General features: G+C 60.4%; 25 protein-coding genes and 1 tRNA gene. 13 read left to right on the forward strand and 13 right to left on the reverse strand.

Annotated features, from left to right (window positions below; translation table 11 throughout):
* Window positions 1–46: 46 nt before the first annotated feature.
* Window positions 47–286 carry a hypothetical protein gene (locus Q355_RS15540; RefSeq protein ID WP_211247163.1) on the reverse strand — a complete coding sequence of 80 codons (240 nt, stop codon included), beginning with the start codon at window positions 284–286 and terminating at the stop codon, window positions 47–49.
* A gap of 69 nt (window positions 287–355) precedes the next feature.
* On the opposite strand from Q355_RS15540, the gene Q355_RS0106830 reads away from it, so the two are divergent.
* Genes Q355_RS0106830 through Q355_RS0106840 form a run of 3 tightly spaced genes read left to right on the forward strand, consistent with a single transcriptional unit; the run spans window position 356 to window position 3,183 of the window.
* Window positions 356–901 carry a Uma2 family endonuclease gene (locus tag Q355_RS0106830; RefSeq protein ID WP_036258913.1) on the forward strand — a complete coding sequence of 182 codons (546 nt, stop codon included), beginning with the start codon at window positions 356–358 and terminating at the stop codon, window positions 899–901.
* Between the two features lie 38 nt (window positions 902–939).
* The gene (locus Q355_RS0106835; RefSeq protein ID WP_027877110.1) at window positions 940–2,133 is read left to right on the forward strand and encodes an acyl-CoA dehydrogenase family protein; all 1,194 of its coding nucleotides are present in this window, start codon (window positions 940–942) and stop codon (window positions 2,131–2,133) included.
* Window positions 2,134–2,136: 3 nt separating this feature from the next.
* Complete coding sequence (locus Q355_RS0106840; protein ID WP_027877111.1) at window positions 2,137–3,183, forward strand: phosphotransferase family protein; 1,047 nt, start codon at window positions 2,137–2,139, stop codon at window positions 3,181–3,183.
* 366 nt (window positions 3,184–3,549) lie between these two features.
* Here the strand turns inward: Q355_RS0106840 and Q355_RS0106845 are convergent, their stop codons facing one another.
* Window positions 3,550–4,467 carry an arginase family protein gene (locus tag Q355_RS0106845; RefSeq protein WP_027877112.1) on the reverse strand — a complete coding sequence of 306 codons (918 nt, stop codon included), beginning with the start codon at window positions 4,465–4,467 and terminating at the stop codon, window positions 3,550–3,552.
* Window positions 4,468–4,694: 227 nt separating this feature from the next.
* Window positions 4,695–6,743 carry a hypothetical protein gene (locus tag Q355_RS0106850; RefSeq protein WP_027877113.1) on the reverse strand — a complete coding sequence of 683 codons (2,049 nt, stop codon included), beginning with the start codon at window positions 6,741–6,743 and terminating at the stop codon, window positions 4,695–4,697.
* A 428-nt stretch (window positions 6,744–7,171) separates the two neighbouring features.
* Between Q355_RS0106850 and greA the strand changes: the two genes are divergently transcribed.
* The 4 genes from greA (at window position 7,172) to Q355_RS0106870 (ending at window position 10,846) form a co-directional block, all read left to right on the forward strand.
* On the forward strand, window positions 7,172–7,651 hold the full coding sequence (greA, locus tag Q355_RS0106855) for a transcription elongation factor GreA (RefSeq protein ID WP_027877114.1): 480 nt from the start codon (window positions 7,172–7,174) through the stop codon (window positions 7,649–7,651).
* Between the two features lie 162 nt (window positions 7,652–7,813).
* On the forward strand, window positions 7,814–8,605 hold the full coding sequence (gene surE, locus Q355_RS0106860; RefSeq protein WP_027877115.1) for a 5'/3'-nucleotidase SurE: 792 nt from the start codon (window positions 7,814–7,816) through the stop codon (window positions 8,603–8,605).
* Window positions 8,606–8,734: 129 nt separating this feature from the next.
* On the forward strand, window positions 8,735–9,409 hold the full coding sequence (locus Q355_RS0106865; protein ID WP_169735538.1) for a response regulator transcription factor: 675 nt from the start codon (window positions 8,735–8,737) through the stop codon (window positions 9,407–9,409).
* An 18-nt stretch (window positions 9,410–9,427) separates the two neighbouring features.
* The gene (locus Q355_RS0106870; RefSeq protein ID WP_027877117.1) at window positions 9,428–10,846 is read left to right on the forward strand and encodes a sensor histidine kinase; all 1,419 of its coding nucleotides are present in this window, start codon (window positions 9,428–9,430) and stop codon (window positions 10,844–10,846) included.
* 21 nt (window positions 10,847–10,867) lie between these two features.
* On the opposite strand, the gene Q355_RS0106875 is transcribed toward Q355_RS0106870, so the two are convergent.
* Genes Q355_RS0106875 through Q355_RS0106900 form a run of 6 tightly spaced genes read right to left on the reverse strand, consistent with a single transcriptional unit; the run spans window position 10,868 to window position 18,336 of the window.
* A complete protein-coding gene (locus Q355_RS0106875) occupies window positions 10,868–13,120 on the reverse strand; it encodes an endonuclease MutS2 (RefSeq protein WP_027877118.1) in 2,253 nt (750 codons plus the stop codon).
* A 49-nt stretch (window positions 13,121–13,169) separates the two neighbouring features.
* The gene (locus Q355_RS0106880) at window positions 13,170–14,912 is read right to left on the reverse strand and encodes a glycoside hydrolase family 13 protein (protein WP_027877119.1); all 1,743 of its coding nucleotides are present in this window, start codon (window positions 14,910–14,912) and stop codon (window positions 13,170–13,172) included.
* Window positions 14,913–14,944: 32 nt separating this feature from the next.
* Window positions 14,945–15,277, reverse strand: coding sequence for a nucleotidyltransferase domain-containing protein (locus tag Q355_RS0106885; protein ID WP_416338660.1), 333 nt, complete (start codon window positions 15,275–15,277; stop codon window positions 14,945–14,947).
* The gene (locus tag Q355_RS0106890; RefSeq protein WP_027877121.1) at window positions 15,252–15,641 is read right to left on the reverse strand and encodes a HEPN domain-containing protein; all 390 of its coding nucleotides are present in this window, start codon (window positions 15,639–15,641) and stop codon (window positions 15,252–15,254) included. Before Q355_RS0106890 ends, Q355_RS0106885 begins: the two co-directional genes overlap by 26 nt.
* A gap of 14 nt (window positions 15,642–15,655) precedes the next feature.
* A complete protein-coding gene (locus Q355_RS0106895) occupies window positions 15,656–16,984 on the reverse strand; it encodes a sugar ABC transporter permease (RefSeq protein ID WP_027877122.1) in 1,329 nt (442 codons plus the stop codon).
* A complete protein-coding gene (locus Q355_RS0106900; protein ID WP_027877123.1) occupies window positions 16,984–18,336 on the reverse strand; it encodes an ABC transporter permease subunit in 1,353 nt (450 codons plus the stop codon). The genes Q355_RS0106895 and Q355_RS0106900 overlap by 1 nt, the downstream gene beginning before the upstream one ends.
* A gap of 223 nt (window positions 18,337–18,559) precedes the next feature.
* Between Q355_RS0106900 and Q355_RS0106905 the strand changes: the two genes are divergently transcribed.
* Window positions 18,560–20,161, forward strand: a complete 1,602-nt coding sequence (locus tag Q355_RS0106905) for a succinic semialdehyde dehydrogenase (protein ID WP_036258917.1) — start codon at window positions 18,560–18,562, stop codon at window positions 20,159–20,161.
* 1 nt (window position 20,162) lies between these two features.
* Here Q355_RS0106905 and Q355_RS0106910 read toward each other — a convergent pair whose 3' ends face one another.
* The 3 genes from Q355_RS0106910 to Q355_RS0106920 form a co-directional block, all read right to left on the reverse strand.
* A complete protein-coding gene (locus Q355_RS0106910; protein ID WP_027877125.1) occupies window positions 20,163–20,804 on the reverse strand; it encodes an anti-sigma factor in 642 nt (213 codons plus the stop codon).
* Window positions 20,801–21,355, reverse strand: a complete 555-nt coding sequence (locus Q355_RS0106915) for an RNA polymerase sigma factor (RefSeq protein WP_036258921.1) — start codon at window positions 21,353–21,355, stop codon at window positions 20,801–20,803. The genes Q355_RS0106910 and Q355_RS0106915 overlap by 4 nt, the downstream gene beginning before the upstream one ends.
* Window positions 21,356–21,515: 160 nt before the next feature.
* Window positions 21,516–21,935: an OsmC family protein gene (locus tag Q355_RS0106920; protein ID WP_027877127.1), complete on the reverse strand. Its 420-nt coding sequence runs from the start codon at window positions 21,933–21,935 to the stop codon at window positions 21,516–21,518.
* Window positions 21,936–22,095: 160 nt separating this feature from the next.
* Between Q355_RS0106920 and Q355_RS0106925 the strand changes: the two genes are divergently transcribed.
* Entirely contained in the window at window positions 22,096–22,911 is an 816-nt protein-coding gene (locus Q355_RS0106925) for a metalloenzyme (protein ID WP_416338661.1), read from the forward strand.
* 419 nt (window positions 22,912–23,330) lie between these two features.
* Here Q355_RS0106925 and Q355_RS0106930 read toward each other — a convergent pair.
* Window positions 23,331–23,405, reverse strand: a tRNA-Thr gene (locus tag Q355_RS0106930).
* Between the two features lie 49 nt (window positions 23,406–23,454).
* Here Q355_RS0106930 and rph point away from each other — a divergent pair.
* The 4 genes from rph to Q355_RS0106950 all read left to right on the forward strand — a co-directional run bounded on the left by rph (window position 23,455) and on the right by Q355_RS0106950 (window position 25,964).
* Window positions 23,455–24,171 carry a ribonuclease PH gene (gene rph, locus Q355_RS0106935; RefSeq protein WP_027877129.1) on the forward strand — a complete coding sequence of 239 codons (717 nt, stop codon included), beginning with the start codon at window positions 23,455–23,457 and terminating at the stop codon, window positions 24,169–24,171.
* Between the two features lie 184 nt (window positions 24,172–24,355).
* On the forward strand, window positions 24,356–24,967 hold the full coding sequence (rdgB, locus tag Q355_RS0106940) for an RdgB/HAM1 family non-canonical purine NTP pyrophosphatase (protein ID WP_027877130.1): 612 nt from the start codon (window positions 24,356–24,358) through the stop codon (window positions 24,965–24,967).
* Window positions 24,968–25,147: 180 nt separating this feature from the next.
* Complete coding sequence (locus Q355_RS16420; RefSeq protein WP_245597521.1) at window positions 25,148–25,528, forward strand: cupredoxin domain-containing protein; 381 nt, start codon at window positions 25,148–25,150, stop codon at window positions 25,526–25,528.
* A gap of 25 nt (window positions 25,529–25,553) precedes the next feature.
* Entirely contained in the window at window positions 25,554–25,964 is a 411-nt protein-coding gene (locus Q355_RS0106950) for a thrombospondin type 3 repeat-containing protein (protein ID WP_027877131.1), read from the forward strand.
* Window positions 25,965–25,969: the final 5 nt, after the last annotated feature.

The following is a 25,969-nucleotide window of genomic DNA, read 5'->3' on the forward strand; positions in this document are numbered from 1 at the left end:
CGCCTCGTCCCGCAGCCGCTGTACCCTGACCTGGATAAACCCCCAGCTACTGCGTACCTGGCTGGTGCGTTGTCCCACCCTCCTCCACCCCTTCGGTAGCTCCAGGGGGGGAAGGCGCCTGGGTCTCTTCCACCAGGCCTTGCATCAGCGTCCTGAGGAGTTCCGGGTTATGTCGCAGCATGGCCCGTTCGATGTCCGCCAGTCCACTCCCCGCTTCCAGGCTTAGTTCCAGGTCTTCCATGTACCGCTCAAAGGCTTGGCGTGCTTTCGTTTTCCAGTCTTTCATGCCTTATTCTGGCATACGGATTTTTAGAGATGCACCCTGGTCGCACAGCCAAGATGCTACAATTGCCTTATGGCTTCCAGGCCCCTGCCCACCAACCTCAGCCCGGAGGAATACCTTCGCTTCGAAGAGCATTCCCAGACCCGGCACGAGTATGTGGATGGCATCGTTTACGAGATGCCGGGCGAGTCGCTGGAGCATAACCAGATTGCGGGCAATATTTACGCTGAGTTAAGGAAACCGGCCAGGGCCTTAGGTTGCAAGCTGGCCATCGAGGGCGTCAAGCTCTGGCTGCCCCAGCTCAACCGCTACTACTACCCCGACGTGATGGTGCTGTGTGACCCCCGCGACACCGACAGCCACATCTTCCGGTATCCCTGCTTCATCGCCGAGGTTATCTCACCCCACACCGAGGCCACCGACCGCCGGGAAAAGCTACAAGCTTATAAAAGCATCGAGACCCTGCAAACCTACTGGATCGTAGACCCCAGCACGCGCAGCCTCGAGGTTTTCGAGCGCCGCCAGGGCTGGCAGGGCCTGCGGCTGGAGGCGGGCAGCGCACGGGTGGGGTGCTTGAACCTCGAGGTAAGCCTCGAGGATCTCTTCAGCCTGGCCTGAGCGCGAAAGTCTGCCCTGGGCGGTAGACTATAGAGCAAATGACCGCTCAAACCACAGACCTGGCTTTAGAAGTCCGGGCTTTCCTGCAAAGCGAGATCCTGCCCCTTGAGCCCATTTTCCTCAAACACGGCTTCAAGGCGGTGCTGCCCCAGCTGCAAGACGTGCGGCAGAAGGTAAAGGCTAAGGGCTGGTGGCTGCCCCCGTTGCACCCACCTCATGGCATGGGCCTGAGTCTGAGCGCCTTCGCCCGCTTGAGCGAGGAGCTGGGCCGCAGCCCGCTGGGGCACTATGCCTTCAACACCCAGGCCCCCGACATCGGCAATATGGAGGTGCTGCTCAAACATGGCACGCCGGCGCAAAAAGAGCGCTTTTTAGAGCCGCTGGTGCAGGGCGAGGTTCGCAGCTCCTTTGGCATGACCGAGCCCGAGTACCCTGGCTCCAACCCGGTCTGGATGAACACAAAAGCGGTGCTCGAGGGAGATGAGTGGGTCATCAACGGGCACAAGTGGTACACCACTGGCTTCGAGGGCTCGAGCTTCTGCATCGTAATGTGCATCACCGACCCCGACCAGCCCAACCCCTACGCCCGGGCCAGCCAGATCATCGTGCCCACCGATACCCCCGGCTTTCAGCAGGTGCGCAAAATTTCGGTGATGGGCGAGGCGGGTGAGGACTGGATGAGCCACTCCGAGATTCGGCTTGAAAACGTGCGGGTACCCCAGGAGAACCTGCTGGGTGCGCGGGGCAAAGGATTTGCCATCGCCCAGGAACGGCTGGGGCCGGGGCGCATCCACCACGCTATGCGCTGGATTGGCATCGCCCAGCGCAGCCTCGAGCTGATGTGCGGGTATGCCGCCCGGCGCGAGCTTTCCCCCGGCAAACCCCTGGGTTCGCGCCAGGCCATCCAACATCTGATTGCCGAATCGAAAGCCGAGATTCACGCGGCCCGGCTAATGGTGCTGGACGCTGCCGAGAAGGTGGAGCAGCAGGGGGCCGAGGGGGCTAAAGTGGAAATTTCGCTCATCAAATTCTTTGTGGCGGGCGTTTTGCAAAGGGTGCTGGATCGGGCCATCCAGGTACACGGGGGCCTGGGGATGTCCGACGACCTGCCGCTCTCGTTTTTCTACCGCCACGAGCGGGCCGCTCGCATCTACGACGGGGCTGACGAGGTACACAAAAGCGTGGTGGCCAGGGCGCTGCTCAAGGAGTATGGCGTGGAGGTTTCGCTCTGAATGATGACCGATCAGCCCACCCAGATTCGGCCCGGTGAAGAACTAGACACCGCCCGGCTGCAAGCCTATCTGTTGGAGCATCTTCCGGGTGCTAGGGGTAGCCTCGAGGTCTTGCAGTTTCCCAGCGGTTTTTCCAACCTGACCTACCTGCTCAGGCTAGGCGAGCAGGAACTGGTGTTGCGCCGCCCGCCCTTTGGGGCCAATATCAGGACCGCCCACGACATGGGGCGCGAGTACCGGATTCTCTTGGCTCTCAAGCCGGTATACCCCAAGGTGCCCCAGCCCTTGCTGTACTGTGCCGACGAAAACGTACTGGGGGCTCCGTTTTATGTGATGGAGCGCCTGCACGGGGTGATTTTGCGCACCCAGCCCCCAGCGGGCCTGACCCCCGAGCGCATGCGGGGGGTTTGCCAGGCGGCCCTCGAGGCCCTGGTCGAGCTGCATAGCCTGGACTATCAGAAAGCGGGCCTGGGGGATCTGGGCAGACCCGAGGGCTACGTGGAGCGGCAGGTGCGGGGCTGGATAGAGCGTTACCAGAAGGCCCGCACCGACACCATCCCCGGCATGGAACGTGCGATGGAATGGCTGACCGCGCACATGCCCTCCGAATCGGGTACAGCCCTCATCCACAACGACTTCAAATACGACAACCTGCTGCTAGACCCCGCCGACCTCACCCGGGTGATTGCCGTGCTGGACTGGGAGATGGCCACCCTGGGCGACCCCCTGATGGATCTGGGCACTACCCTGGGCTACTGGGCGCAGGAGGACGATCCACCGGGCCTTAAACGCTTTGGCCTGACCCACCTGCCGGGCAACCTGAGCCGGGCCGAGCTGGTCGAGGCCTACGCCGCCCGCACAGGTCGCGACGTGTCCAACATGGTGTTTTACTATGTTTTTGGCCTGTTCAAGGTGGGCGTCATCATGCAGCAAATTTACGCCCGCTATCAAAAGGGGCTCACCCGCGATGAACGCTTTGGTGTGCTCATACACCTGATTGGCGAAATCGGGCAGAAGATTCAAAAAGCCATAGGGACGGGAAAGCTCTGAGGGCAAAAAGCAGCGGCCTGATGGGGAATGCATGGGGGCTGGTTTATATCGGCTTCACAGGGATACTCTTCCAACTGGAGCACTCTTCACAAATATTGAGCTGTTCACAACTTGATTGCTTTGCCCTGCACAGCACAGAGGCAAAGTCTGCGAAGAGTGCGATATCCAATGAGGTGCATCTCTGTGAAGTCCAGCGCGCTCCCTGGTGAACATCCGCACCAGTGGTCTGACCCAAAGGGGTTCGCTGGGGGTGAACAGTCCCTGTTCAGGTAGCTACTCACCCAAACTCGTTAGACCCAGCCGGTTCTGGCCTGACCCGGAGCGGTCTTCAGAGAAATAGCGAAAACCGCTCCAACCAGCGCAGAGCTATCCGGCCCAACAGGCCAGCACCTCGGCCAACAAACGCGCGCCTACCAGCGCCCCCAGTCCGCTGTTATCCAGATTAGGTGCGAGTTCGACAAAGTCGAAGCCAACGAGCTGGTTTTGCTCGAGCGTTCGTCGCACCACCTGCAAGGCTTCCCCGTAGGTCAGCCCCTCCACCTCTGGGCTGCTGGTAGCGGGCATGATGGAGGGGTTCAGAACGTCGGCATCGAAACTGATATAGACCTTCTTACCTTTGGGTAGTTGCTCGAGTACCCAGGGCAGGTTTTCCTGTACCCTTTGGCTGCCGATAAGGGTGTGCCCCCTGGATTTGGCAGCATAGTAGGCCTCAGGATTGGTTCGTAGGCCGCGCAACCCCACGACTGTGATGTGCTTAAGCCCCGGCACATCCTCTACTGCCCTGCGAAAAGGTGAGGAGTTGGCGTAGCGGGTGGCGTTGCGGGTATCAGAAAAGTCCAGGTGGGCGTCGAGCTGAACGATGTGGAGTTCATCCAGGTCGTCGTAGGCCCGCAGGATTGGGTAGGTAACGGAGTGGTCGCCCCCCACAAAAACAGGGAGTTTTACCCGCTGCCGGAGCGTGCGGGCAGCATCGCTAATACGCCGGAAGGACTCCTGGTACTCCAGCTGGGCGGGGTCTACATCGCCCGCGTCTACCAAGGTGACGCCCCGTAAGAGGTAGCTTTCGGTCTGTGGGTCGAAGTAGCCCTCTGGCCCTGGGGCATAACGGCCCGATGCCTCCCGCAGCGCACCAGGAGCGAAACGGGCTCCAGGGCGATAACCCACCGCAAAGTCGTAGGGAAGGCCCAGAAGCCCCACATCCGCCTGCCAGTTATCTGAAAGGGGCCGGTAGGGTGCCTTAAAGAAGGTGGCTGGGCCGGTAAAAGCAAGCTCTGTGTATCGCATAAGCAGGGTTCCTTTTTACATTTTGCGGCACAACCGTTGGGTTGCACCTTGCTCAATCCCAATCAGGAAGTTCCAGGCTTGTTTTTTGCCGCAGGGAAACTCGAAAACATGCCTCTAGGTTAGCCACATTGTGGCATCCCCCGGCAGACATATCCTTGTTTTGGTGCAGCGGCAAAATAGCGAAGACCGCGATAGAGCGGCTGAACCCCAAGCCATCGGAGAGCCCGCTAGTGAGTCTGGCGATTGCCCCGATAGACCAGCAGTACCCATAACAAAAGGTGGACGCTCAGGGCCATGCCGCTCAGGGCAATCCCCCAGCCACTGCCCAGACGCCACAGCCACAGGCCCCCGGCGAAAACCAGCAACACCATCAGGCCCCAACCCTGGCTGTAGGTGGGACTACCGGGGAAAAAAAGCTGAACCGCCCGCCGCCAGGCCAGGTTGTTGCCGGTGTCCTGGGGTTTGGGCAGGAAGAAGCAAAGCAGGTGGTACAGCGTCAGCAACAGGATGATGACGGCAACGCTCCAGGCCCAGAGTGAGCTGGGCCAGATGGGAAGGTCGCGCCAGGTGGCGATAAAGTCTGAAGTGAGGCTCTGCAAGCCGCTCAGAGCCACTGCCGCAGCGATGATCCGTGGTGTTGGAACGGCCTCGCGCACGACCCCGGCCTCGCGATAAACCTGGGTCCAGAAGTCGCCTCCCAGGCCCAGGGCTTCCCGCACGGCTGCAGAGGAAGGCGCCCGTTGATAGGCCTGTGCCAGGGCCTCGGGCGTGCCACGCCCCAGCAGCACGTAAGTCCAGGGGGTGGCTGCCTGGTAGAGCCGCGCTGCTTCAGCGGGGTTCTCCTTAGCCTGGGCATAGGCCAGCAGGCCTCGCAAGGGGGCGGTGTTGGCAAAACTGCGCAGGGTTTCCAGGGCTGCGCTCGAGCGCAAGGTGGCGCGCATGAGGCTGTCCTGAGCCAAAAGGGCCTCAGAGCGGGCCATAAAACCCCAGCCCAGGAGGGTTAATGCAGCCAGCAGAAACAATAACAGCAGTAAGGTGCGCTCACCGATAGTGGTATAGGCCAGCACGCTGTGCCGCAAGCGCAGCAGCGGGTGTCGCAGCCAGCCAGCCAGCCAGCCTCCACTGGGGCGCACCCCCCGTAGCTGAGCCGGCAGGTACATGAGGGTCAGGTACAGCAACATCAGGCCATAAAGCCCCAGCAACACCCAGGTCGCGGAGGCCATGTTGGCCGAGGTGAAGGGGGGTTGCCAGCTTGCAACCTGGCGCAGGGCCTCGCGGTAACGCTGTTCCAGGTCTGGGCGGCCCTGGGCCTCGAGCCAGTCGACCTGTTCCCAAAGCACAGCTTTGGCGCCGGGCAACTGGGGTAGGTACTTCAGAAAAAAGTCCGACCAGAGCAGGCTTTGCTCGAGCCCCTGTTTTCGTGCAGCCCGTACCTGCATCAGCCAGGGCTCGAGCCACTGCATAACCCCCTGCCCCCAGGCCAGCTCGGGACGATGGCCACGCTGTAGCAAATCCCGCCCAATGGCCTCGAGGTCGGTGGGTCGAATGCTTTTTGTGTCGAGGCTAAAGAAATACCAGTACGGGCGGTTGGTGGTAGGGCTCAGATCGAGCGCGCCTGCCCCGGCAGCGCTTAGCGTATCGAGATATTCACGAATCACCCCCAGGCTCTCCCAACGGCCCTCGTAGGGCTTTCCGGCAAAAGCCCCCAGGCCCAGCCGCCGGCCATCCTCCAACAACACCGTTAGCTCGGCATCGGCTTCCAGCGCCCGAACCTCTGCAGGGGGGTAGTGCTGGGCCACCACCTTGCGCCCTTGAAGGTCTATTTCCAGCACCAGTGGGCCCCGGGCAATAAAAGCCCGCTGGCCCAGAACTTTTGGGCCAATCCACTCCCCCTTGAGCGGTAGCTTCCAGTCCCCCAGAACCAGCCCCTCGGGCGTCAGGGACGGGAGCGCTGTTTCTGGCCCAACCGGGGCAGCGGGCGCAGCTTGTCCAGTGCCAACTCGAGTCTGCGCTTGTATGGTGCGCTCGCCTACCTGAACGCTGATTTTGTACACGCCCTCTGCTGGGGGTGTCCAGGTGGTGGCCAGGTTGCCGTTGAAGGTCTCGAGGTCTACTTCAGTGGTGGTTGATGCAGAGGCAATCTTGAGGGAGTAGCGGCCCGGAGGAAAGTCTGCCCCACGTATTTCCAGGGCCTGGCCAACCTGAGCTTCGGGGGGCACGGTCAGGCTCTGGGCCAGGGCCATGCCAAAAAGGAGAATGCCCGCCATCCAGCGCATAGCGCTATTGTATTCCACAGCCTAGTGAGACCGTAAACACAATTTTTGCCTGGGCATCCTCTCCCCGCAGCGTTTCCAGCCGCCTGGTCGTGGCTTACATTAACCCCACCTGAAGCTTTCTGTTTAGGGTAGGTCAAAACCGACCCGATGCATGGGCAGCTCTTGGCGTAGCTTCAGGTGGGGGCCCCAGCAAAAAGAACTCAAAGGCATTTCTTATACCAGATTCGGTTAGTTCGTCACCGAACGGTGACGAACTAACCCGACCAAAGGGAGTGCTCTAGGATTCAAAAAGATAGCCTCTTAGCGCTTTTTGTTTGAAGATTATCTTTTTGAATCCGGTATTACTGGTAAAAAGCTAGATGCAAGCGGGTGCTGTACTATACTGAAGTTCGGGTCTACCGCAGGTAGACTTCTGGAGGTTTTGTTCAATGTTAGACAAAAAACCGGTATACCTTACCGCCGAGGGTAAAGCGCGGCTCGAGCAGGAACTCGCCTATTTGAAAACCGAAAAAGTGCAGCAGATTGCCGATGAGATGGGCCGGGCCATCGCCGAGGGCGACTTGCGTGAAAATGCTGGCTACGATGAAGCGCGGCGGGCCATGTGGCAAAACAACACCCGCATTGCGGAGCTCGAGGATATCCTCAGCCGGGTGCAGATTGTGGAATCGGGCAATGGCATCCCCAGCGAGGTACAGCTCGGCGTAACGGTGGAGCTCGAGACCCCTACGGGCCAGCGCATGAGCGTTACCATGGTCGGAAGCCACGAAGCCGACGTGTTCAGTGGCAAAATTTCCAACGAGTCCCCCTTGGGCCAGGCTTTGATGGGCAAGAAGGTCGGCGATGAGGTGCAGGTCAAGAGCCCCAAAGGTAGCCAGACCTACGTTGTGGTTGAGCTTGTGTACGCCTGATCTCTAGCGGGGAGTCCACCTGCCTTCACAAAGATGTGGTTTCTTGGATTTGACGACGTTCGTCGTCAAATCGGCATATGATCCTTCCCAAACCTCGGGCCCAAACCTCGGGGAAACGGGCGGGCTTTCCGCCTGGGCGCTTTGGCGTTAGGCTAGTCAGGTATGCGAATTTTGGTGGCTAACGACGACGGTATCTTTTCTCCCGGAATCAAGGCTCTGGCCTTTGCTTTGCGCGAACTTGCCGAAGTAAACGTGGTGGCTCCCGATGTCGAACAGTCCGGCGTGGGCCACAGCATCACCTTTCGCCGCCCCCTGCGCTTTAAGCACACTGCCTCGGCGGGGTTTGGCGAGATTCCAGCCTACCGCGTAGACGGGACGCCAGCAGACTGTGTGGTGCTGGGCAGTCGCCTGCTGGGCTGGCCCAATTTGGTGGTCTCGGGCATCAACATCGGGGTTAACATGGGCCTCGACCTGACCCACTCGGGTACTGTGGCGGCTGCTCTGGAAGGGGCCTCACTGGGCATTCCCTCGATTGCCTTCAGCCTTGATGCCTCCGGCGAAGAGCTGCATTTTGAAGAGGCCGCCCAGTATGCTGTGCCGATTGCGCGCTGGGTGATGAAGCACGGCTTACCTGAGAAAACCCTGCTCAATGTGAATTTCCCCAATCGAACACCGCGGGGTGTCAAGATAACCCGCCTTTCTACCCACCGCTACGAAGATTCCATTGTCGAACGGGAAGACCCCGAAGGCCGTCCTTACTACTGGGTTGCGGGCAAGCCCACCGCCGAACTGGAAGAAGGCACCGATTTCTGGGCGGTTCAACAGGGCTATATTTCCGTGACCCCCATTACGCTCGACTATACCAACCATGCTTTTGCCAGCGAGCTTGAGCAAAAGTTCAGGGTGCGTAGCCCAAAAGCGGTCCATACCAAACGCAGCCGAAAACCACTTTAGAGAAGAGGGTGTGCGGGCTGCTGAAGAAATAGGCTGCTGGTCTCATAAAAACCTATAATGTGAGCCATTCCTTAGTAGATTAGCCATATTTCTCATGAGAAATCCGACTACCCTACTGGTATGGAAGGAATGGATCAACCCCTGATCCTGATCGTCGAAGACGAAAAGGACATCGCCCGCTTTATTGAGCTCGAGCTCCAGGCCGAAGGTTACCGCACCGAGGTGGCCTACGATGGCATCACGGGTCTATCGCGTTTTCGTGAGACCAACCCCAACCTGGTGGTCATGGACTTGATGCTGCCGGTGATGGATGGCCTCGAGGTAGCCCGCCGGATCCGCAAGACCTCCAACGTGCCCATCGTCATCCTTACCGCCAAAGACCGGGTGGAGGACAAGGTAGAGGGGCTGGACGCTGGAGCCGATGACTACCTGGTCAAGCCCTTCAGCATCGAGGAGTTGCTGGCCCGTATCCGCGCCCACCTGCGCCGGGTAACCCCGGCCATTACCGGCGAAATTCGGGTCTCCGACCTGATCATCAACCTCGAGGGCCGCGAGGTCTACCGAGCGGGTCGGCGTATCGAGTTCTCTAACAAAGAGTTCGAGCTTTTAGAGTTACTGGCCAAGAGCCCCGGTAAGGTATTCAGCCGCTTTGAGATAGAAGAAAAGGTCTGGCCCGGCTACCAGGGTGGCTCCAACGTGGTGGATGTTTACATCGGTTACTTGCGCAAGAAGCTCGAGGGAACCGGCGAGCGCCGCCTGATTCATACTGTACGGGGCGTAGGATACGTGCTGCGCGAGGACTAAACTGCAACATACACACCCATGACCCTCCGCACCCGCATCACCCTGCTTACGCTGGCCCTGCTGGCTTTTTCGTTGCTGTTGATTGGGGGGTCGGTGTACGGCAGCTTGCAGTTTACCCTATACGACAACCTGCGCCGGGAACTCATCGAAACCTCCCAGACGGCCCAGCGCCTCATCCGCGAACAGGGCAACCTGGACGGCCTGCCGCTTACGGTTTATGGCCAGGCCCTATGGGTGCCGTTCCCCAATCCCACCCCCAGCGATATCCTGCAGGGGGCGGCCATTCCCATCGCAAAATCGCTGGCTATGGGTGACGCCACCCTGACCCTTTCGGAAAAGGGATTGCAGGAGGTATTGCGCTCGGGGGGGTTTTACACCCAGACCACCCTGACCCGCCCGGATGGCACCCAGATTCCCCTGCGAATGCGGGCTGAGCGCCTTGAAACCGAAATCGCTGGAATTCCCCAGGGCCCTCAGCTAGTAATCCTGATGGTGGGCAAGTCCACCGAGGGTATTGAGAGCACCCTGGCCGATTTTGCCCGTACCTACACCGCCACCGCCCTGCTGGTTCTAATTTTTGGCGGCTTATTAGCTTTTCGGTTGGTGCGACAGGCGCTCGAGCCCCTCGAATGGGTGGCTAAAAAAGCCGAACAGGTCAGCAACAAACCCGAAAAGCTACCAGAGCTCGAGGGCCACAACGAGGTAACCTCGTTGGTCAAATCGCTCAACCGCATGCTCGCGCGCCTCGAGAGCGCCTGGGAGACCCAAGGCCGCTTCCTAGCCGATGCTTCCCACGAGCTGCGAACCCCGGTAACGGCCATTTTGGGGCACGTCAACTACCTGCTGCGGCGGACGCAAATTACCGAACAGCAGCGGGAAAGCCTCGAGATCATCAAGCGCGAGTCCGAGCGGATGCAAAAGCTGGTGGGGGATTTGCTCGATCTCTCCAACGGTGGTAGCTGGAAGGTCGAGCTGGGCTCGGTTCACCTGAAGACCGTTTTAAACGAGATCGAGGAGGAGTACGGCAAAAGCTTCGAGGGCCAAATTGAGGTGCAGGCTCCTGAGCACGTCTGGGTACTGGGTGACCCCGAACGGCTGCATCAGGTCGTTGCCAACCTGGTTTCCAACGCTATTAAGGCCAACTCCACCCAGATCAGGCTAATTGTGCTCGACCTGGCTGAGCGGGTGGTGATCCGGGTGGAGGACAACGGCGAGGGCATCAGCAAAGAACACCTCCCTCACCTGTTTGAGCGCTTTTACCGGGTGGATAAAGCCCGCGACCGCGAGCGCGGCGGCAGCGGATTGGGGCTGGCCATTGTGCGCTCGATTGTAGAGGCTCACGGGGGCAAGGTTTGGGCCGAAAGCGAACCGGGCAAAGGCTCAGTTTTTAGCATCTCCCTCAAAAAGGCCTCGGCCCCGCACCCCCAGCTGGCCTGATCAAGCCCCACAAAACGGTCATTAGACTCGCAGATGTACCACAGTTACCCCATGCCCGCCCTCATGGGGGATTGCGTCGTGGAAGCGTTCGACCCGACGGTCGCGTTTGAGGGATTCGCGGAGCGCATTTCGTAAGGCCCCGGTGCCCTTGCCGTGCAGCAGACGGACAGGGGTGGTGGCGGTGGCCTTTGCTTCTGTGAGGAAATCGTCCACTGCCAGCAAGGCCTCCTCTACCGTAAGGCCCCGCAGGTTCAGTTCGTTGGGAATTTTGGCTTTATGCACCGTGCGACCTGCCGACGGCTCGGACCTGGGGGCGTGCTTGGGTTGAAGGCCTGCAACCGGCATGGTCAGCCGTACCGCCCCCATCTGTAAGACGGCTTCCTGTCCCCTAAGCTCCACTATGGTGGCCCGGCCACCGTATTCGGGTACCTCCACCACTGCGCCTACCTGCAAGCCAGGGCTGGCCGGGGTGGCTTTCTCCGGGCGCTGGTAGCGACTCCGAAGCTGAATGAGCTCTTGCAAGGCCTGGCCCTGTCCCTGGGTTTTGCTGCGCTCGCGGGCTTGACGGATGCGTTCCTGGGCTTCTTTTACCACCTGCTCGGCCTGGGCTTTGGCCTCCTCGAGCAGTTGTTCTTTGTGGTGTGCCAGTTCGGCTAGCTGCCGGGAAAGCTCTTGCTGCAGACGGGCGGCTTCCTGTTGCTGGGCCTGGGCGGCCTGGCGCTGGGTTCGCAGGCGTTCCCGCTCGGCCTCGAGCGAGGCCAGCAGGCGCTCCAGCCGCCCTCCTTCCGGCCCCAGGAGGGCTTCGGCCCGCTCGAGCTGTGCCTGCGGAAAGCCCAGCCGTCGGGCAATCGAGAGGGCGTAGCTGCGTCCCGGCGCACCTACCATCAGCTGGTAGGTGGGGCGTAGATGCTCCAGGTCAAAGCGCATTGAGGCGTTTTGCACCCCTGGGGTGTCCTGGGCAAAGGCCTTGAGGGGGGAAAGGTGGGTGGTGATCAGGCCGCGCACCCCTTTGGCCAAAAGCCCCTCCACAAAAGCCTGGGCCAGGGCCGCGCCTTCCTCGGGATCGGTGCCCGAGCCCAGCTCGTCAATCAGGGCCAGGCTGTGGGGGGTGGCTTTTTCCAGCACCTCTTTGAGCCTGAGGACGTGCGCGGCAAAGGTCGAGAGGCTTTCCTGGATGGACTGCTGGTCGCCAATGTCCACAAAAAGCCGATCCGGGAAGGCCAGTTCTGCACGCTCGGCGGCTACAAAAAGCCCGCACTGGGCCATCAGCACTGCCAGGCCTAAGGTCTTCAAGAGCGCGGTTTTGCCGCCCATGTTGGGGCCGGTGATGAGCAGGATTCTGTGCGTGGGGGTGAGCTCGAGGTCGTTGCTTACAGGATTCGCAATCAGGGGGTGGCGGGCTTTTACCAGCCGGTATAGCCCTTCCTGGTTCAGGCGGGGCCGCACCAGTTTCCAGTCCTCGGCCAGGTTGGCCGCAGCCCGGGCCACATCGAGTTCGGTAAGGGCGCGCAGGGTTTGGTCGAGCTCGAGGTCGTGGCCCAGGATGGCCGACAGTTCGAAGAGCACCCGGTTGACCTCGGCTTCTTCCTCGAGCCTCAGGCTGGCGAGCTGGTTGTTGAGGGGTACTACCGAGCTGGGCTCGATGTAAACCGTGAGCCCCGAGTCGGACTGGTCGAGCACGATGCCCGGCAGCTTGTTCTGGTGGCTGGCCTTGACCGGTATCACAAAGCGGTCGCGCCTGAGGGTAATGAAGCGCTCCTGGATGGCTTCTGGATGCCGATCCATGAGCGCGTACAGCCGATCTTGAATTTGCTCGCGCAAAGGGTTGACCCGCCGGCGAATCTCCCGCAGCCTTGGGGTGGCCTCGTCGCGCACGTTGCCGGCTTCGTCGAGGCACTCCCGGATGCGCCGCAAAAAGAAGGTGTGCTCGCCGATGCGGCCAGCCAGCGCACGCAGGTGCTCGCCAGTGTCTAGTAGCTCGTGCCGCAGGGCTACGGCGGCCTCGAGGCTGGCCGCTACCTCCCGCAGCTGGGGCCCTTCCAGCCGGAGCCCTTCCCGTGCCGCTGCCAGGGCCGGGCGCAGATCGGAGATGCCCCCCAGCCGATAAGGGTAAGCCAGGGCCTCGGCTACGGTGGCCTGCTGGGCCTGGGCTTCCTCGAGGGTGGCCTTGGGTAACAGGGCCCGCAGGGCCTCCTGCCCCATAAAGGTGGAGGCCCGCTCGGCCAGAGCCTGGCGAACCCGGTCAAAGTCCAGCGACTCGGTAACCTCGAGCATACCCAAAGCGTCAGTATAGCCTAGGGCGCAGGATGGGATACGACCTGGGTTACTTATGGCGCAGGCGGAATACCCCCAGTCCCTCCAGCCGGACAGGGCCCTCCAGACGCTCGCCGGTAAGCAGGTTTTCTGAATGGGGCAGCTCAATCCCGGTGGGCTCGAGGGCTGCGTAGACCCAGACCTCTTCCCCCTGGTACAGGCGCTTGAAGGCCAGCAGTTTTTCCGAAACCTGCAAGGGCTGTAAGCCCCCGCGGCGCAGGGCGGGGACGCTTTTTTTCAGGCGGATAAGGGTTTTGCACCAGGCCAGCACCTCCTGGTTCCAGCGCGATGGATCCCAGGGAAAGGTACCCCGGCACATGGGGTCGCCATTCCAGTGGTGGTAGGGGTTGCTCTGGTCGAGCCCGATCTCGTCGCCGTAATAGAGGCCCGGCGCGCCGGGGAAGGTCAGCAGCAGGCCCAAAGCCAGCTTGAAGCGCGCCACATCCCCCTTTAGCCGCCAGAGGGCCCGGGGAATATCGTGGCTGCTAATCAGGGTGTACATGCTTTGGCGCAGTTGGATCGGCAGGGCGCTGTAGTGGTCCCACAGGGTGTCCCAGAGCTCCTGGGTAGAGACTGCCACCTCCCAGCCATATACATTTTTGCCCGATAGCCACTCCAAAAGGGGGTTGGCAAACCCCGCGTAGTGCATCGAGCCATCCAGGGTGTGGGCCCTAAGGGTGGGCAGGGTGTCGAAGAACAGCTCACCAAACACAAAGGCCTGGGGGTTTTCCTCCATGCTGTTGTGTTTGATTAGACGCAGGATTTCCGCATTGCGGCGGTCGGTGCCGCCTTCGCCGATCTGGTGGGCCACATCCAGCCGCCAGCCATCGGCCCCCTTGCGAATCCAGTGCCGAACCGGGGCGTGGTAGCCATCAATCCAGCGCTCGAGGGTGAGGGGGTTGGCATAATCCAGTTTGGGCAGGGTCTTGACCCCAAAAAAGGCGGCATACGAGCCGTCGGCATAGAAGGTAAACTCTTTGGCCTCGGGCGCGGTGGGGTCTTGCAGGGCTTTTTGGAAGTCGGGGTGGGTGTTGCCGATGTGGTTGAACACCCCGTCCAGCACCAGCTTCATGCCCCGCTGGTGCAGGGCCTCGAGCAGCCTTTGGAAGGCCTCATTGCCGCCTAGGTGAGGGTCTACGTTGTGGTAGTCGTGGGCGTCGTAGCGGTGGTTGGAGCCCGAAGGGAGAATGGGGGTCAGATAAAGGGCCTCGATGCCCAGTTCCTCCAAGTAGTCGAGCTTCTCCAGGATGCCCTCGAGGTCGCCCCCATAGTGCTGGATGGGCCCCTCGCCCGGCCCGTAACCCACCGGTTCGTCCCATTCTTTGCGCACGATGGGCCGGCCCATGTATTCCCACTCGCCGCTCTGGGGGTCGTTGCCGGGGTTGCCGTTGCGAAAGCGGTCGGGAAAGATCTGGTAGAACACCGCCCCTACTGCCCAGTCAGGCACGGTGGGCTGGGCCAGCAGGTGAAAAAACTTGTCGTAGCGGGGCATGGCCCCGCGCAGTCCACCTGCCGTCAGGTAGGCCTTCTCCTCGCTCAGAAAAAAGCAGTAGCGCAGGGGTGAGGTATACAGTGGCAGCCGGATTTCCAGCCCCCCCGCCACCCTTTTCATCGGACGGCGCTCCACCTCGCCGTAGCGCTCGAGGATCAGGAAGCCGGCCCTAGCCGTTGTGCGCAGGCGTAGGGTGATCTCCTGCCCCAGCTCGGGCTTCAGAGGGTCTACACAGAAGGGTTCCCAGTCGTGGTAATGCATGGCTCAAGACTAGAGGCGGTGCGCCCAAAAAGCTAGGGTGGGGGTTGTAGCCAACGGGTTTCCTGGGCCAGGGTTTTCGCAAAGCGGGGTCGTTGGATGGGCAGAGAACGCCATTCTTCCAGGGTAAAAACCAGGGCTTCGGTGGGAACAGGCAGTTCCTCGAGTGGAAGCTCTAGCACCCGTGCCCAGGCGGGGGAAGCGGCTTCCTCCAGCACCAAAATTAGATCCAGGTCGCTGCCAGGGCCCGGCTCGTTGCGGGCATACGAGCCAAAATAGCCTACCGCGAGGAGTCCAGGTAGCTTTAGGCCATCGATCCACTGTACCAGGGCTTTTTCGACTTCATCCCGGCCTAGCCATCTGCGCACGGACGTATCCAAGGATCGCTTCAGCATACGAGACTGCCTCCTGGCTTTGCAAAGGGCCATAGTGCTCTGCGGGTGCACCTTCTGGGAAAGCATCGGGATAGCGTGTTGGGATGTAGAGTGCGTCCAGGTAGCGGGCTTTTTCAATGAGCTCTGCCGGTGCTGATTGGGGCAGCTCGCGCAACAAACGGGCGGTGAGGTGCCCCCAGGCCTCCTGCCCTTGCCACAGGTGGAGCGCCTTCAGGGCTTTTTCGGCGGCTTGATGAGCGGCAAAGCAGGCCCACTCGTGCCGTCCGGCCGCTTGGGCAACCTGGCTCATGTGCAGGTCTTGCTCGGCTTGTAAAAACCAGTCGGGCGCACGATTCACCCTCGTATTCTACGTCACTCTTTCACCGAGCCTGCGGTATACCCCGAGACAAAATAGCGCTGGAAGCCGTAGAAGGTCAGCAGAATGGGCAGCGAGCCCAGCACCGAGGCTGCGGCAAACAGCCCCCAGCGGGTGGAGAACTGCCCGGTGGTAAAGTTGCGCAGGCCCATCCCCACCGTCCAGGACTCCACACCGGTCAGGAACAGGTTGGCCACGATAAACTCCGAGTAGGTGCCAACGAACTGTAGCAGGAATATAAACACAAACATGGGTGCCGAAAGCGGCATCAGGATTTTGGTAAAGACCTGCCACTTGCTGGCCCCGTCAATCAGGGCGGCCTCCTCCAGACTTTTGGAGATGCTTTCTAGAAAACCCTTATACACCCAGGTGCCAAAGCTAATAATCCCCCCCGAATAGGCCAGCACCAGGCCAGTAAAGGTGTTCAGCAGGCCCAGGTTGGAGATCAGGATGTAGGTTGCGACCAGGCCCAAGAACCCCGGGAACATCTGGATGAAGATGAAGACCAGCAACAAGGGGTATCGCCCTGGGAAGTCGAAGCGGGCGAAAGCATAGCCGGCCGTGGCCGTAAGCAGCACCGCCAAAATGCCTGTAATACCAGATACAAACAGGGTATTGCGCACCCAAAGTACAAATTTAGCCTCGGTACCTTGGCCGGTAAACTGGTTGGGGGAGATGAAGACCACCAGTAGAAAACCCAGGATGGCAAAGGCCGTCAGGCTGCGTCCTTGCAGTCGGCCCCAGCGGCTGTCGCTGCTGTCATCGCCGATGATGCGCCTGTAAGCAGCCAGCACCAGTACCAGCAGCAAGCATAATGCCGCCACCAGCAGCATCAGTGCTTGATAGGGATAGATGATGATGCCATCGAAGAGCTGGATGTAGTTTTCCCAACTGAGCTGGGAGAAATCCGGTAGCACCCTGGCCCGAACCAGCAGGTTGTCGCTGGCCGGGGGCAGGATGCGGTACAGGGTGTTGCGGGGGTCGAAAGAGGCCGCCAGGATTTGCAGAACCGGGTAGTACGCAAAGATCAGCACCATGAACATAAACAGGTGCGTAAGGCCCTGCCCGACCAGGGGCCAAAAACTACGTTTGCGGTTGGTACGCCGGTTGACGATCAGGGTTGCTAGCCACGAATACAGCACAATCAGGGCAATTGTCAGCAAAAGACCGCCCAGGGCATAAACCCAGCCGTTTTCAACGCGCACGAAGCCTGGGGGGGTATTGGGCTGGATGCGGGCCAAGAGGCTGGGGAAATACACAAACAGCACCCAGGCCACCATCAAACCCAGGGCGGCCCAGCCAGAAAACCGCAGAAAAGCGGTCATTAGCGCACCTCCTTCAAAGCGCCGGTGAAACGGAAGTTAATCAGGCTGATCGCTACCGTGAGCAAGAAGATCAGGATGGAGATGGCCCCGCCCAGACCATAGGCCTGCCCCCCATCGGCCTGGAAGGCGGTCTTGTAGGCCCAGGTGATCAGGATATCGGCGGCCTGGGCTGTGGAAGGCCGGCCTTCGACCCCAGGCTGGGGCCCCATCAGGTAGATCAGGCCAAAGTTGTTGAAGTTGAAGGCAAAAGATCCCAGCAACAAGGGGATGAAAGGTTGACGCAGCAGCGGCAGGGTGATGCCGGTGAGGGTTTGCAGGCCGTTGGCTCCATCAATTTTGGCCGCTTCGTACACATCATCCGGGATGGTGGAGAGGGCACCAAGGGTAGCCGTCATCCAGTATGGAAAGCCCAGCCACAGGCTGATCAGCAGGGCTGAGACCTTAAACCACTCCGGGTCAGTGAGCCAGGGAATAGGGTAGGCGCCCAGCAGCCCCAGCAAGCGGTTGATGGGGCCAAACTGCACGTTCAGCATGGCGGTAAAAATCTGCACGCTGATTACCACCGGGATAGCCCAGGAGATGATCAGGGCTGTGCGGTAAAAGCCCCTTAAAGCCAGGTTTTTGTTGTTGAGCATCAGGCCCAGGATCAGCCCGGGGATGGCCCCCACAAAAACTGCACCCGCCGCGAAAATGATGTTCCAGATAAGAACCGGAATCAGAACGGTGCCGGCCCGGCTAAAGATTTCGGCAAAGTTGCGGAAGCCAATGAAGCGGAACTCGTTAATTTTGTAGACCAGTGCAGGAGTGAAGGGCGGGGGCGCAGTCAGGGTGATGACGCCCTCGGTGGCTTGCTCGGCCCTGACACGGGCGCGCTGGGTTCGGGTGGTGATCTCCAGGGCCTGGCCTGCACAGTTGGGTTGGTCGCAGCGCAGCAGGTCGTGGGCGTTGCCGTCTACAAATAGCTGCCGACCTTCCACGCGCACGATCTGGGTCTCGGTGGAGCGGTCGGGCTTGCCGTTTCGAATGCCGGTGTAATCGGTGAAGGCGTAGTAGACGGTCAGGACGATGGGAAATACGGTGAAGGCCAGCAAGAAGGTGATGGCCGGAAGAAGGTAGTACCAGTCGGTCAGGTAGGGAACCCGCCGCCCCAGCACAACCAGAATTGGAATGAGAACCAGTGTGGCGAAGATCAGGATCAGGTAGCCCGGATAGCCTTCTTCTACTGGCCTGGGAAAAGCTGCCTGCAAGGCCCAGAACATGAGGAGCCCAAAGAGCGTAGCAACGATTAGGGCCCCCCCCAACAACCCAATAGCGATCAGAAAACCTCGAGCGCCTGGTGGAGAACGATACATAATGACCTCCGTCGTGGGCGTTGTTTGGGATTGGCCCAACCAACGAGCCTTTGCGAACGCCCCCAGCATATACTCGAAGGTCTCAATTTGTAAGCCCCTCGAGGCTCAGGTATTGCCTGTGGGTCGATATGGAAGCGCTTTTATCTTATGCCGATTTAGGCCTGTGCAGGTGCTTGAGTGAGGTCTTGACGCGGCTGGCCTGCAAGTTCACCATGGGTTCAAGGTGATCGAGACCGGACGACTTAGCGCCATCAACCCTGCCCGCGAGGCCCCTCAGTTCACGCCTGAACTGCTGCAGCAGCTGGCCCAGCGGGTTTCGCTGTTTGGTGAACGCGCCGCCCAAACGCTGTACTCACCCTTCGATGGGGGGGTACTGGGGGTCATTCCGATTTGTATTTCCGAGGATGTCCAGCTAGCGGTTGAGCGGGCCAGATCTGCCCAATCTGCTTGGGCCAGGGTGGATACCCGGGCCCGGGCCCGGATTGTGCTGCGCTTTCACGACCTGTTGTTGGAGCGGCAGGCCGAAATCCTCGACCTGACCCAGTACGAGACTGGCAAGGCCCGCCGCGATGCCCAAGAAGAACTGCTGGACTCGGCCATTGTGGCCCAGTTTTACGCCACGCGTAGCCCTGGCTGGCTGCGCCCCCGGCGCACGGGCGGCACCTTTGTGGGCCTGACCCAGACCTGGGAGTACCGCCACCCGGTAGGGGTGGTGGGGGTTATTTCACCCTGGAACTATCCGCTGGTGATGGCGGTGAGCGAGCCTATTCCGGCCTTGATGGCGGGCAACGCGGTGGTGCTCAAGCCCGATCCCCAGACCACCTTTACGGCCCTGTGGGTTCAGGCCCTGATGGAAGAGGCCGGATTGCCACCTGGCCTGTTTCAGGTTGTGACCGGGGGGGCAGAGGTGGGGGAGGCCCTGGTGGCCACGGCAGACTTCATCGCCCTGACCGGCAGCACCCCCACCGGGCGCAAAGTGGCCCGCCAAGCGGGTGAGCGCTTGATTGGGGTGAGCCTCGAGCTCGGGGGCAAAAACCCCATGCTGGTGCTGGAAGACGCCAACCTCGAGGCCGCCGTGGACGGCGCCATTCACGGCGCTTTTGCCAATGCCGGCCAGCTTTGCGTCTCCCTCGAGCGCATCTACGTGCACGAAAAGATATTTGATGCCTTTGCCCGACGCTTTGTCGAAAAAACCTCGGCCCTGCGCCTGGGCGCTACCCTGGATCACCGTTCGCAGATGGGCTCCCTCACTGTCCAGCGGCAGTTCGACACCGTGCGGGCCCACGTGCAGGACGCGGTGGCCAAGGGGGCTCGAGTCCTCACCGGCGGAAGGCCCCGGCCCGACCTGGGGCCACTATTCTTCGAGCCCACCATCCTGACCGACGTAACGCCTGAGATGCGCGTCTACAGCGAGGAAACCTTCGGCCCGGTGGTCAGCCTCTACAAGTTTAGCGATGTGGAGCAGGTGCTTGCCCTCATCAACCAGAGCGAGTACGGCCTCAACGCCAGCGTCTGGACCAAAGACCTGGGCAAAGGCCGCGCGCTGGCCTCGCGCATCCAGGCCGGTACGGTCAACATCAACGAGAGCTACGCCGCTGCCTGGGCCTCGATGGACGCGACCATGGGGGGCTTCAAGGCCTCGGGCCTGGGGCGACGGCACGGCAAGGAGGGGCTTTACCGCTTTACCGAGGTGCAGACCATCGCCATCGAGCGCTTTGTTCCGGTTACCGGCCCGACCTGGCTACCCAGGGGCTGGTACGGACGCATCGTGACCGCTGCCCTCAAAGCCCTTAAATGGCTCAGCCGCTGGTGGTACCGGGTATAGATTAAGAGGTGGGCACACGGCCCAGCGGTTGGGTGGGTTGAGGGCTGCCGCCGGGTGGCTCGAGGCTAACCCCCATTAGGTCGAAGCCTTCATAGTTGGTCTCAAAAATCCGCCCCGAGAAGACCCCCAGCGAAACCGGTTTTTCCCCACTTTTGCGGCCCCAGGCCTGGTAAACCTTGCCGGGTGGCGGTGGCTCGCGCAGCACCATCAGACAGGGCCCCTCTTCTCGCCAGAGCATGGCGCCGAAGGCCTGGCCCTGGTCGTTTTTGATGAGCTGCCACTTTACCTCGGGGTCGCTTAGCCAGCGGGCCAGCCGGGCCTGCTCCTCGGCCAAAACCCGGTAACGGTGGTATTGCTCAACCCCCCAGCCACCCCAACCCAGCCCCACCAGCACCAGTGCTACCGCAATCCAGCGCAGGAAATCCCGCCTGGGAAAAGCCCTGCGCCGCACCTGGGCCCAGACCCGGCGAGGGGGTGTGACCGGCGGAAGACTTTCGGGCAGCTTGAACAGCACCGCCCGAAGCTCGGCAAGCTCTTTTTGCAGCTCGGGGGAGGTTTGCAGGGCCTGCTCGAGCCGGGTTTTCTCCTCGCCTTCCAGGAGACCCAGCGCGTAGTCGGGAAGTAGTTCGCGGAGGTCTTTCATGCTTCCTCCGAGACCGGAGTCCCCCCCAGGTACTCACGCAGCTTGAGCAGGGCCCGACGCAGCCGGGTTTTAACTGTGCCTAGGGGCATGTGGTGTCGTTCGGCCAACTCGCTGTGGCTATAGCCATCGTAAAAAGCTTCTTCCAACAACTTGCGGTCGGTGGGCTCGAGCCTACCCAGCGCCCGGCGTACCAGAACACGGTCGGTGGGGTCGTCCTCCCGCCAGAGGCCCAGCTCCTGCTCGGGGTTGTGCAGGTCGTGTGCTTCTACTTTCTGCGGCCTGGCCTTGCGGTTGCGCAGGCGCGACAGGGCAAAATTACGCCCAATGGTGAACAAGAAAGCCACCACAGCCCCCCGCTCGGGCTGGTAGCGGGCGGCTTCCCGGTATAGCTGAACAAAGCTGTCTTGCAAGATCTCTTCGGCCTCCTCACGGCTCTGGAGCATCCGCAGGAGAAGGGCGTACAGCGAGGGGCTATAGCGGCGGTATAGCTCTTCCAGGGCACGCTCATCCCCCTGGGCGAGGCGCGACATCAGGTTAATGTCTGGCTCCACGCCTCTATTCAACACTACGTTTGGCTCTGGCGCTATAGATGTTCAAGTGAAACGGATACTCAAGCACCTCGGCGGGCTTTTCGGTTTTATTCGCCGCAAGGGTCGGCTGAGCTTGTCGAAGCCGAGCCTTTTGGGGGGACGGCTATAACCCTGGGGAAGATCATACCAGCTTTGCGTCCAGGGTAATCTCGGGCACCGCGGCCAGGGCCTTAGAGACGGGGCACTTGGCCTTGGCTTCCTGGGCTAGCTCCTGGAACCTTTCGGGGCTGATGCCGGGCACTTTGGCCGCCATGTGCAGCTCAATTTTAGTGATGGTAGGGCCATCCCCCAGATGTACCTTAGCCGTGGCGCTTAGCTCCTCGGGCGGGGTATTGTTGTTGGTCAGGAGTGCCGATAAAAACATGGCATAGCAGCCGGCATGGGCCGCCCCGATTAGTTCCTCGGGGTTGGTTTCGCTGCCGCTGGCAAAGCGCGAGGCCCAGGTGTAGGGCCCTTCGTATACCCCGCTTTCCAGTTTCAGATGCCCCCGACCTTCTTTGATTGTGCCTTTCCAAACCGCACTGGCTGAACGTACTGGCATATGCTCACTCCTTTCGACACCTATCATGCAACCAGTAAGTCCGGTATGGCTGTGTCACAGGTCGCAAGTTGGGCTTCGGGCTTCTATAGCCGTCATGGATTTTCCGGCAGCGAGCATGGTGTTTGACCTTTCCTGGCCCCAGGCGCACAATGCCATCGTGCTGGCTTTCTTGTTTGTAGATGGCCTGGGGCTCTCCAGTGACCCCCGCACTTCCCTGAAGCGGGACCTGCCCACCCTGCGGGCTTTGAGCGGTGGGTTTAGCCAGGAGCCCTTTAGCCAACCCAGTCTAGCCTACCGGGTTCTGGATGCCCGGCTTGGGGTGGAGGGCCTGCCCCAGTCGGGCACCGGCCAGACCGCCCTGCTGACCGGGGTTAATGCGGCCCAACTCCTGGGGCACCACCAGGGGCCGCACCCCCTGAGCAAGCTCCAAACCCTGCTAAGGCAGGAGAGCTTGCAGGTCTGGGCTGCCCAGCGGGGTTTTCGGGTTCTGCACGCTAACGGCTATCGTCAGGAATATCTGGAAAAAGCGCTAAATAGCCGCCGCAATTTGCTGTCGGCCTTTGGCTTTGCTGCCAGGGCAGCCGGTTTGGATCTGTTGTCCATAGACCACCCCCAGGCCATGCTGCCTGCTTTTTGGCCGGAACCCGAAGCTGCAGGGGAACGCTTTGCCCACATCGCCCAGCGGCACGACCTGACCCTTTTGGAAAACTGGGCGCTGGACTACTGGGGCCACCGCATGCCAGAAAAGTTGGACGAACGTCTGGTGGAACTCGACCGCTTCCTCCTGGGCTTCTTGAATGCAAACCCCACGGCCACACTCATCCTCACCGCCGACCACGGCAACGCCGAGGAGCCCTGGCATACCCAGCACACCCTCAATCCGGTGCCCCTGGTGGTCTATGGCCCGCTGGCGAACTCGGTTCCGGCCATGCACTCACTAACCGACCTGGCCCCCTGGATAAAACAACAGCTATGAGGGGAGGTCTGTCCTCTGGCAACACAGTCTTGGGGATTTGCCGATTACGAGAGCTGGGGTATGAAGCCACGGGACAAAGCCTAGGGGGTCATATGAACCCCGCCTGATACCAGATTCGGTTAGTTCGTCACCGAACGGTGACGAACTAACCCGACCGAAGGGAGTGCTCTAGGATTCAAAAAGATAGCCTCTTAGCGCTTTTTGTCTGAAGAATATCTTTTTGAATCCGGTATGAATCGTTCGGTTAGGGAGAGGTTAGGGCACCATCTTTTTTCAGGCTGTTGCTAGCCGCGCTTCAGGCGGGGGCCCCAGAAAAAGACCAAATCTAAGACATTTCTTATCAAAAGTTTACCTGGGTCAAAATCTAGGGTCAAAATGAAAACCGAGGTACAGGCGACCTCGGTTTTTGCTTCCTGGATTGGAGCCGGTGGTCGGATTTGAACCGACGACCGCTCGATTACGAATCGAGTGCTCTACCGCTGAGCTACACCGGCACGCCTGGTTATTTTAGCGGTAATGGGCCATGTGGTAAAGTCTCGGGCGATGAAACGCAAGGATGGCCGTACAGCCGAGGAACTCCGCCCGCTCAAATTGCGCATGGGCTACATACATTATGCCGAGGGTTCGGCGCTGGTAGAACTGGGGAATACCCGGGTGCTGGTGAATGTTTCGCTGACCGACGGCGTACCCCGGCATGTTTCGGGCCGTGAGGGCTGGCTGATGGCGGAGTACAACCTGCTGCCCCGTTCTACCAAAGAACGCAAGGATCGTGAGCGCCAGAAAATTTCCGGTCGTACGGCCGAGATCCAGCGCTTTCTGGGACGGGCTTTTCGTGCGGTCCTGGATTTGAGCCTGCTGCCAAACAAAACGGTGGTGGTGGACGCCGATGTGATTCAGGCCGATGGCGGAACCAGGGTGGCTTCGCTGCTTGGGGGCTATGCTGCACTACACATGGCCATGGATCGGCTGGTGAACCAGGGCAAACTGGACGAATGGCCCCTGATCGAGTTTGCTGCGGTGAGCGTGGGCTGGATGAGCGACAATAGCCTGCTGCTCGACCTGACCCAGATAGAGGACGAGAACGCCTGGGCCGACCTGACCGTGGTGGCTACCCAGTCTGGCGATATCATCGAGCTGCACGGGGCAGGGGAGGGTCGCCCGGTACCCAAAGCCACCTACCAGGCCATGCTGGAGATGGGTCTGGCACATATTCCCGAGATGGTGCGGCGGGTACACGCCCAGCTTAAGAACCGCGCTTGAGCTGGGCCGGTCTTGGGTAGCGCCGTCTGCACAGAGGTGCTTATCAAACCATTCAATGGGGCTCATTTAGGTGAAGCCAGGTGCGCTCCCTTTGGTTGAGGGTGAGCAGTCTCCTGAACGGTGATTGTTTCCCAAACTCGGCATAACCCATCCCAGGACGGGTTCTGCGGTTAAGATGTTATAGATGCGCCTGTTGATTGCTACCTCCAACCCAGGAAAGTTCCGCGAGATTAGGGAGGGGCTTGCGCCCTTGGGCTGGACGTTATTTTCCCTGCTCGACTACCCTTTCAAGATGCCACCCGAGGAGGGCTCCACCTTTGAAGACAATGCGGTGCTGAAGGCGGCTTTTGCGGCCAAGCACAGCGGTATGCCTACCCTGGCCGATGACTCGGGCCTCGAGGTCGCCGCTTTGGGAGGTGAGCCGGGGGTCTACTCGGCCCGCTACGGCAACAAAAAAACCGATACCGAGTGCAACGTGTATTTGCTCGAGCGCCTCAAAGGAATTCCCCCCAACGAGCGCAAAGCCAGGTTTGTGGCCGTGCTGGTGCTGGCCTACCCCGACGGCTACATGGAACTCTACCGGGGTGAGACCGAGGGGGAGATCCTCGAGGCCCCCAGGGGTGAGTGGGGCTTTGGCTACGACCCCCTGTTTTACCTGCCCGAGGTGGGCAAAACCTTTGCCGAGATGACCCTGGAGGAAAAAGCCATTCACTCCCACCGCGGCAAGGCCCTGCGCCAGCTGCTCGAGGCCCACAAGTCTGGCCCGCCCCGTAAGGAGCAGCCCCTAAGGGAGTAGTTGCCGGGAGTTGGGGCAGGCATTGCAAGCCCTTGGCCGCGTTGTCGAACCCGTGAATCCGACCCCACACCTGCTGCGTATAAGTGGGTGGAGGGTAAACATATGAAACGATGTAGACCAGGTTAGGGGCTTGTCGGCTTTTTCGCTGCTGCTGGTCGAGGGAGCGAGTATTATAAGGTTATGCGCCAGTTGTTGCTGCTGCTGATGTTGGGAGCGCTGATGTCGTGCCAGCCCAGTTCATCAAGCTGTGTGGTGATTGAGGCTTTGGGCATCGATCGGGGCTTCAGGGTGCGGGGCACCAACAGCGCAGACGTAACCATCCGCCAGGGGGGCTGCATCGAGTTTGTAAACGTCGACCCAACTGGGACTGTACATCTAGCGCAGACCAAACCGAACTCTGGCCCACCTAAGGACTTCAGCACGCCAAACTTGCTGCCCGATCCAGCACAAAAGGAAAGAGTAGTGCTCAACCGTGCGGGTGAATACGAGTACATCTGCTCGTTGAACACCGGCAATGTGGTACACGCCAGAACCATGTACGGCAAAATAACGGTTCGATAGCAGTGCGGCCCCAAGGAGGGTTTATATGCGAAAAGTAGGCTTTATTGTGCTCATGCTGGCCCTGATTCTGATGCCTTTTGTGCAGGCTCGAGGGCCTTACCGTTTGCAGGCCATTACCCAGTTCAACCTTGTTGCCGATAAAGGCGATGTGCGCACGATTACCTGCCAGTACTGCCATGTCAGCCCCAACGGTGGGGCGCCCTGGAATGCTTTTGGCAACGAGGTGCGGGCGAACTTCAAGGGCAACATTGGCGAGGCCTTATACGAAACCCTGAAGGCCATGAAGGACTCCGACGGCGACGGCTACGCTGATGTGCTCGAGGTTTTTGCCGGAACCCTGCCGGGTGATGCCAACAGCAAACCCCTGGTTACGCCGCAGTTCCTGATGCAGAGCCTGGAAAAAGCCGGCGGGCTGGAAATCTACAAACCCAAATAACAAAA

The organism is Meiothermus cerbereus DSM 11376, assembly GCF_000620065.1.
In the GTDB taxonomy this organism is placed as follows: Bacteria; Deinococcota; Deinococci; order Deinococcales; family Thermaceae; genus Meiothermus; species Meiothermus cerbereus.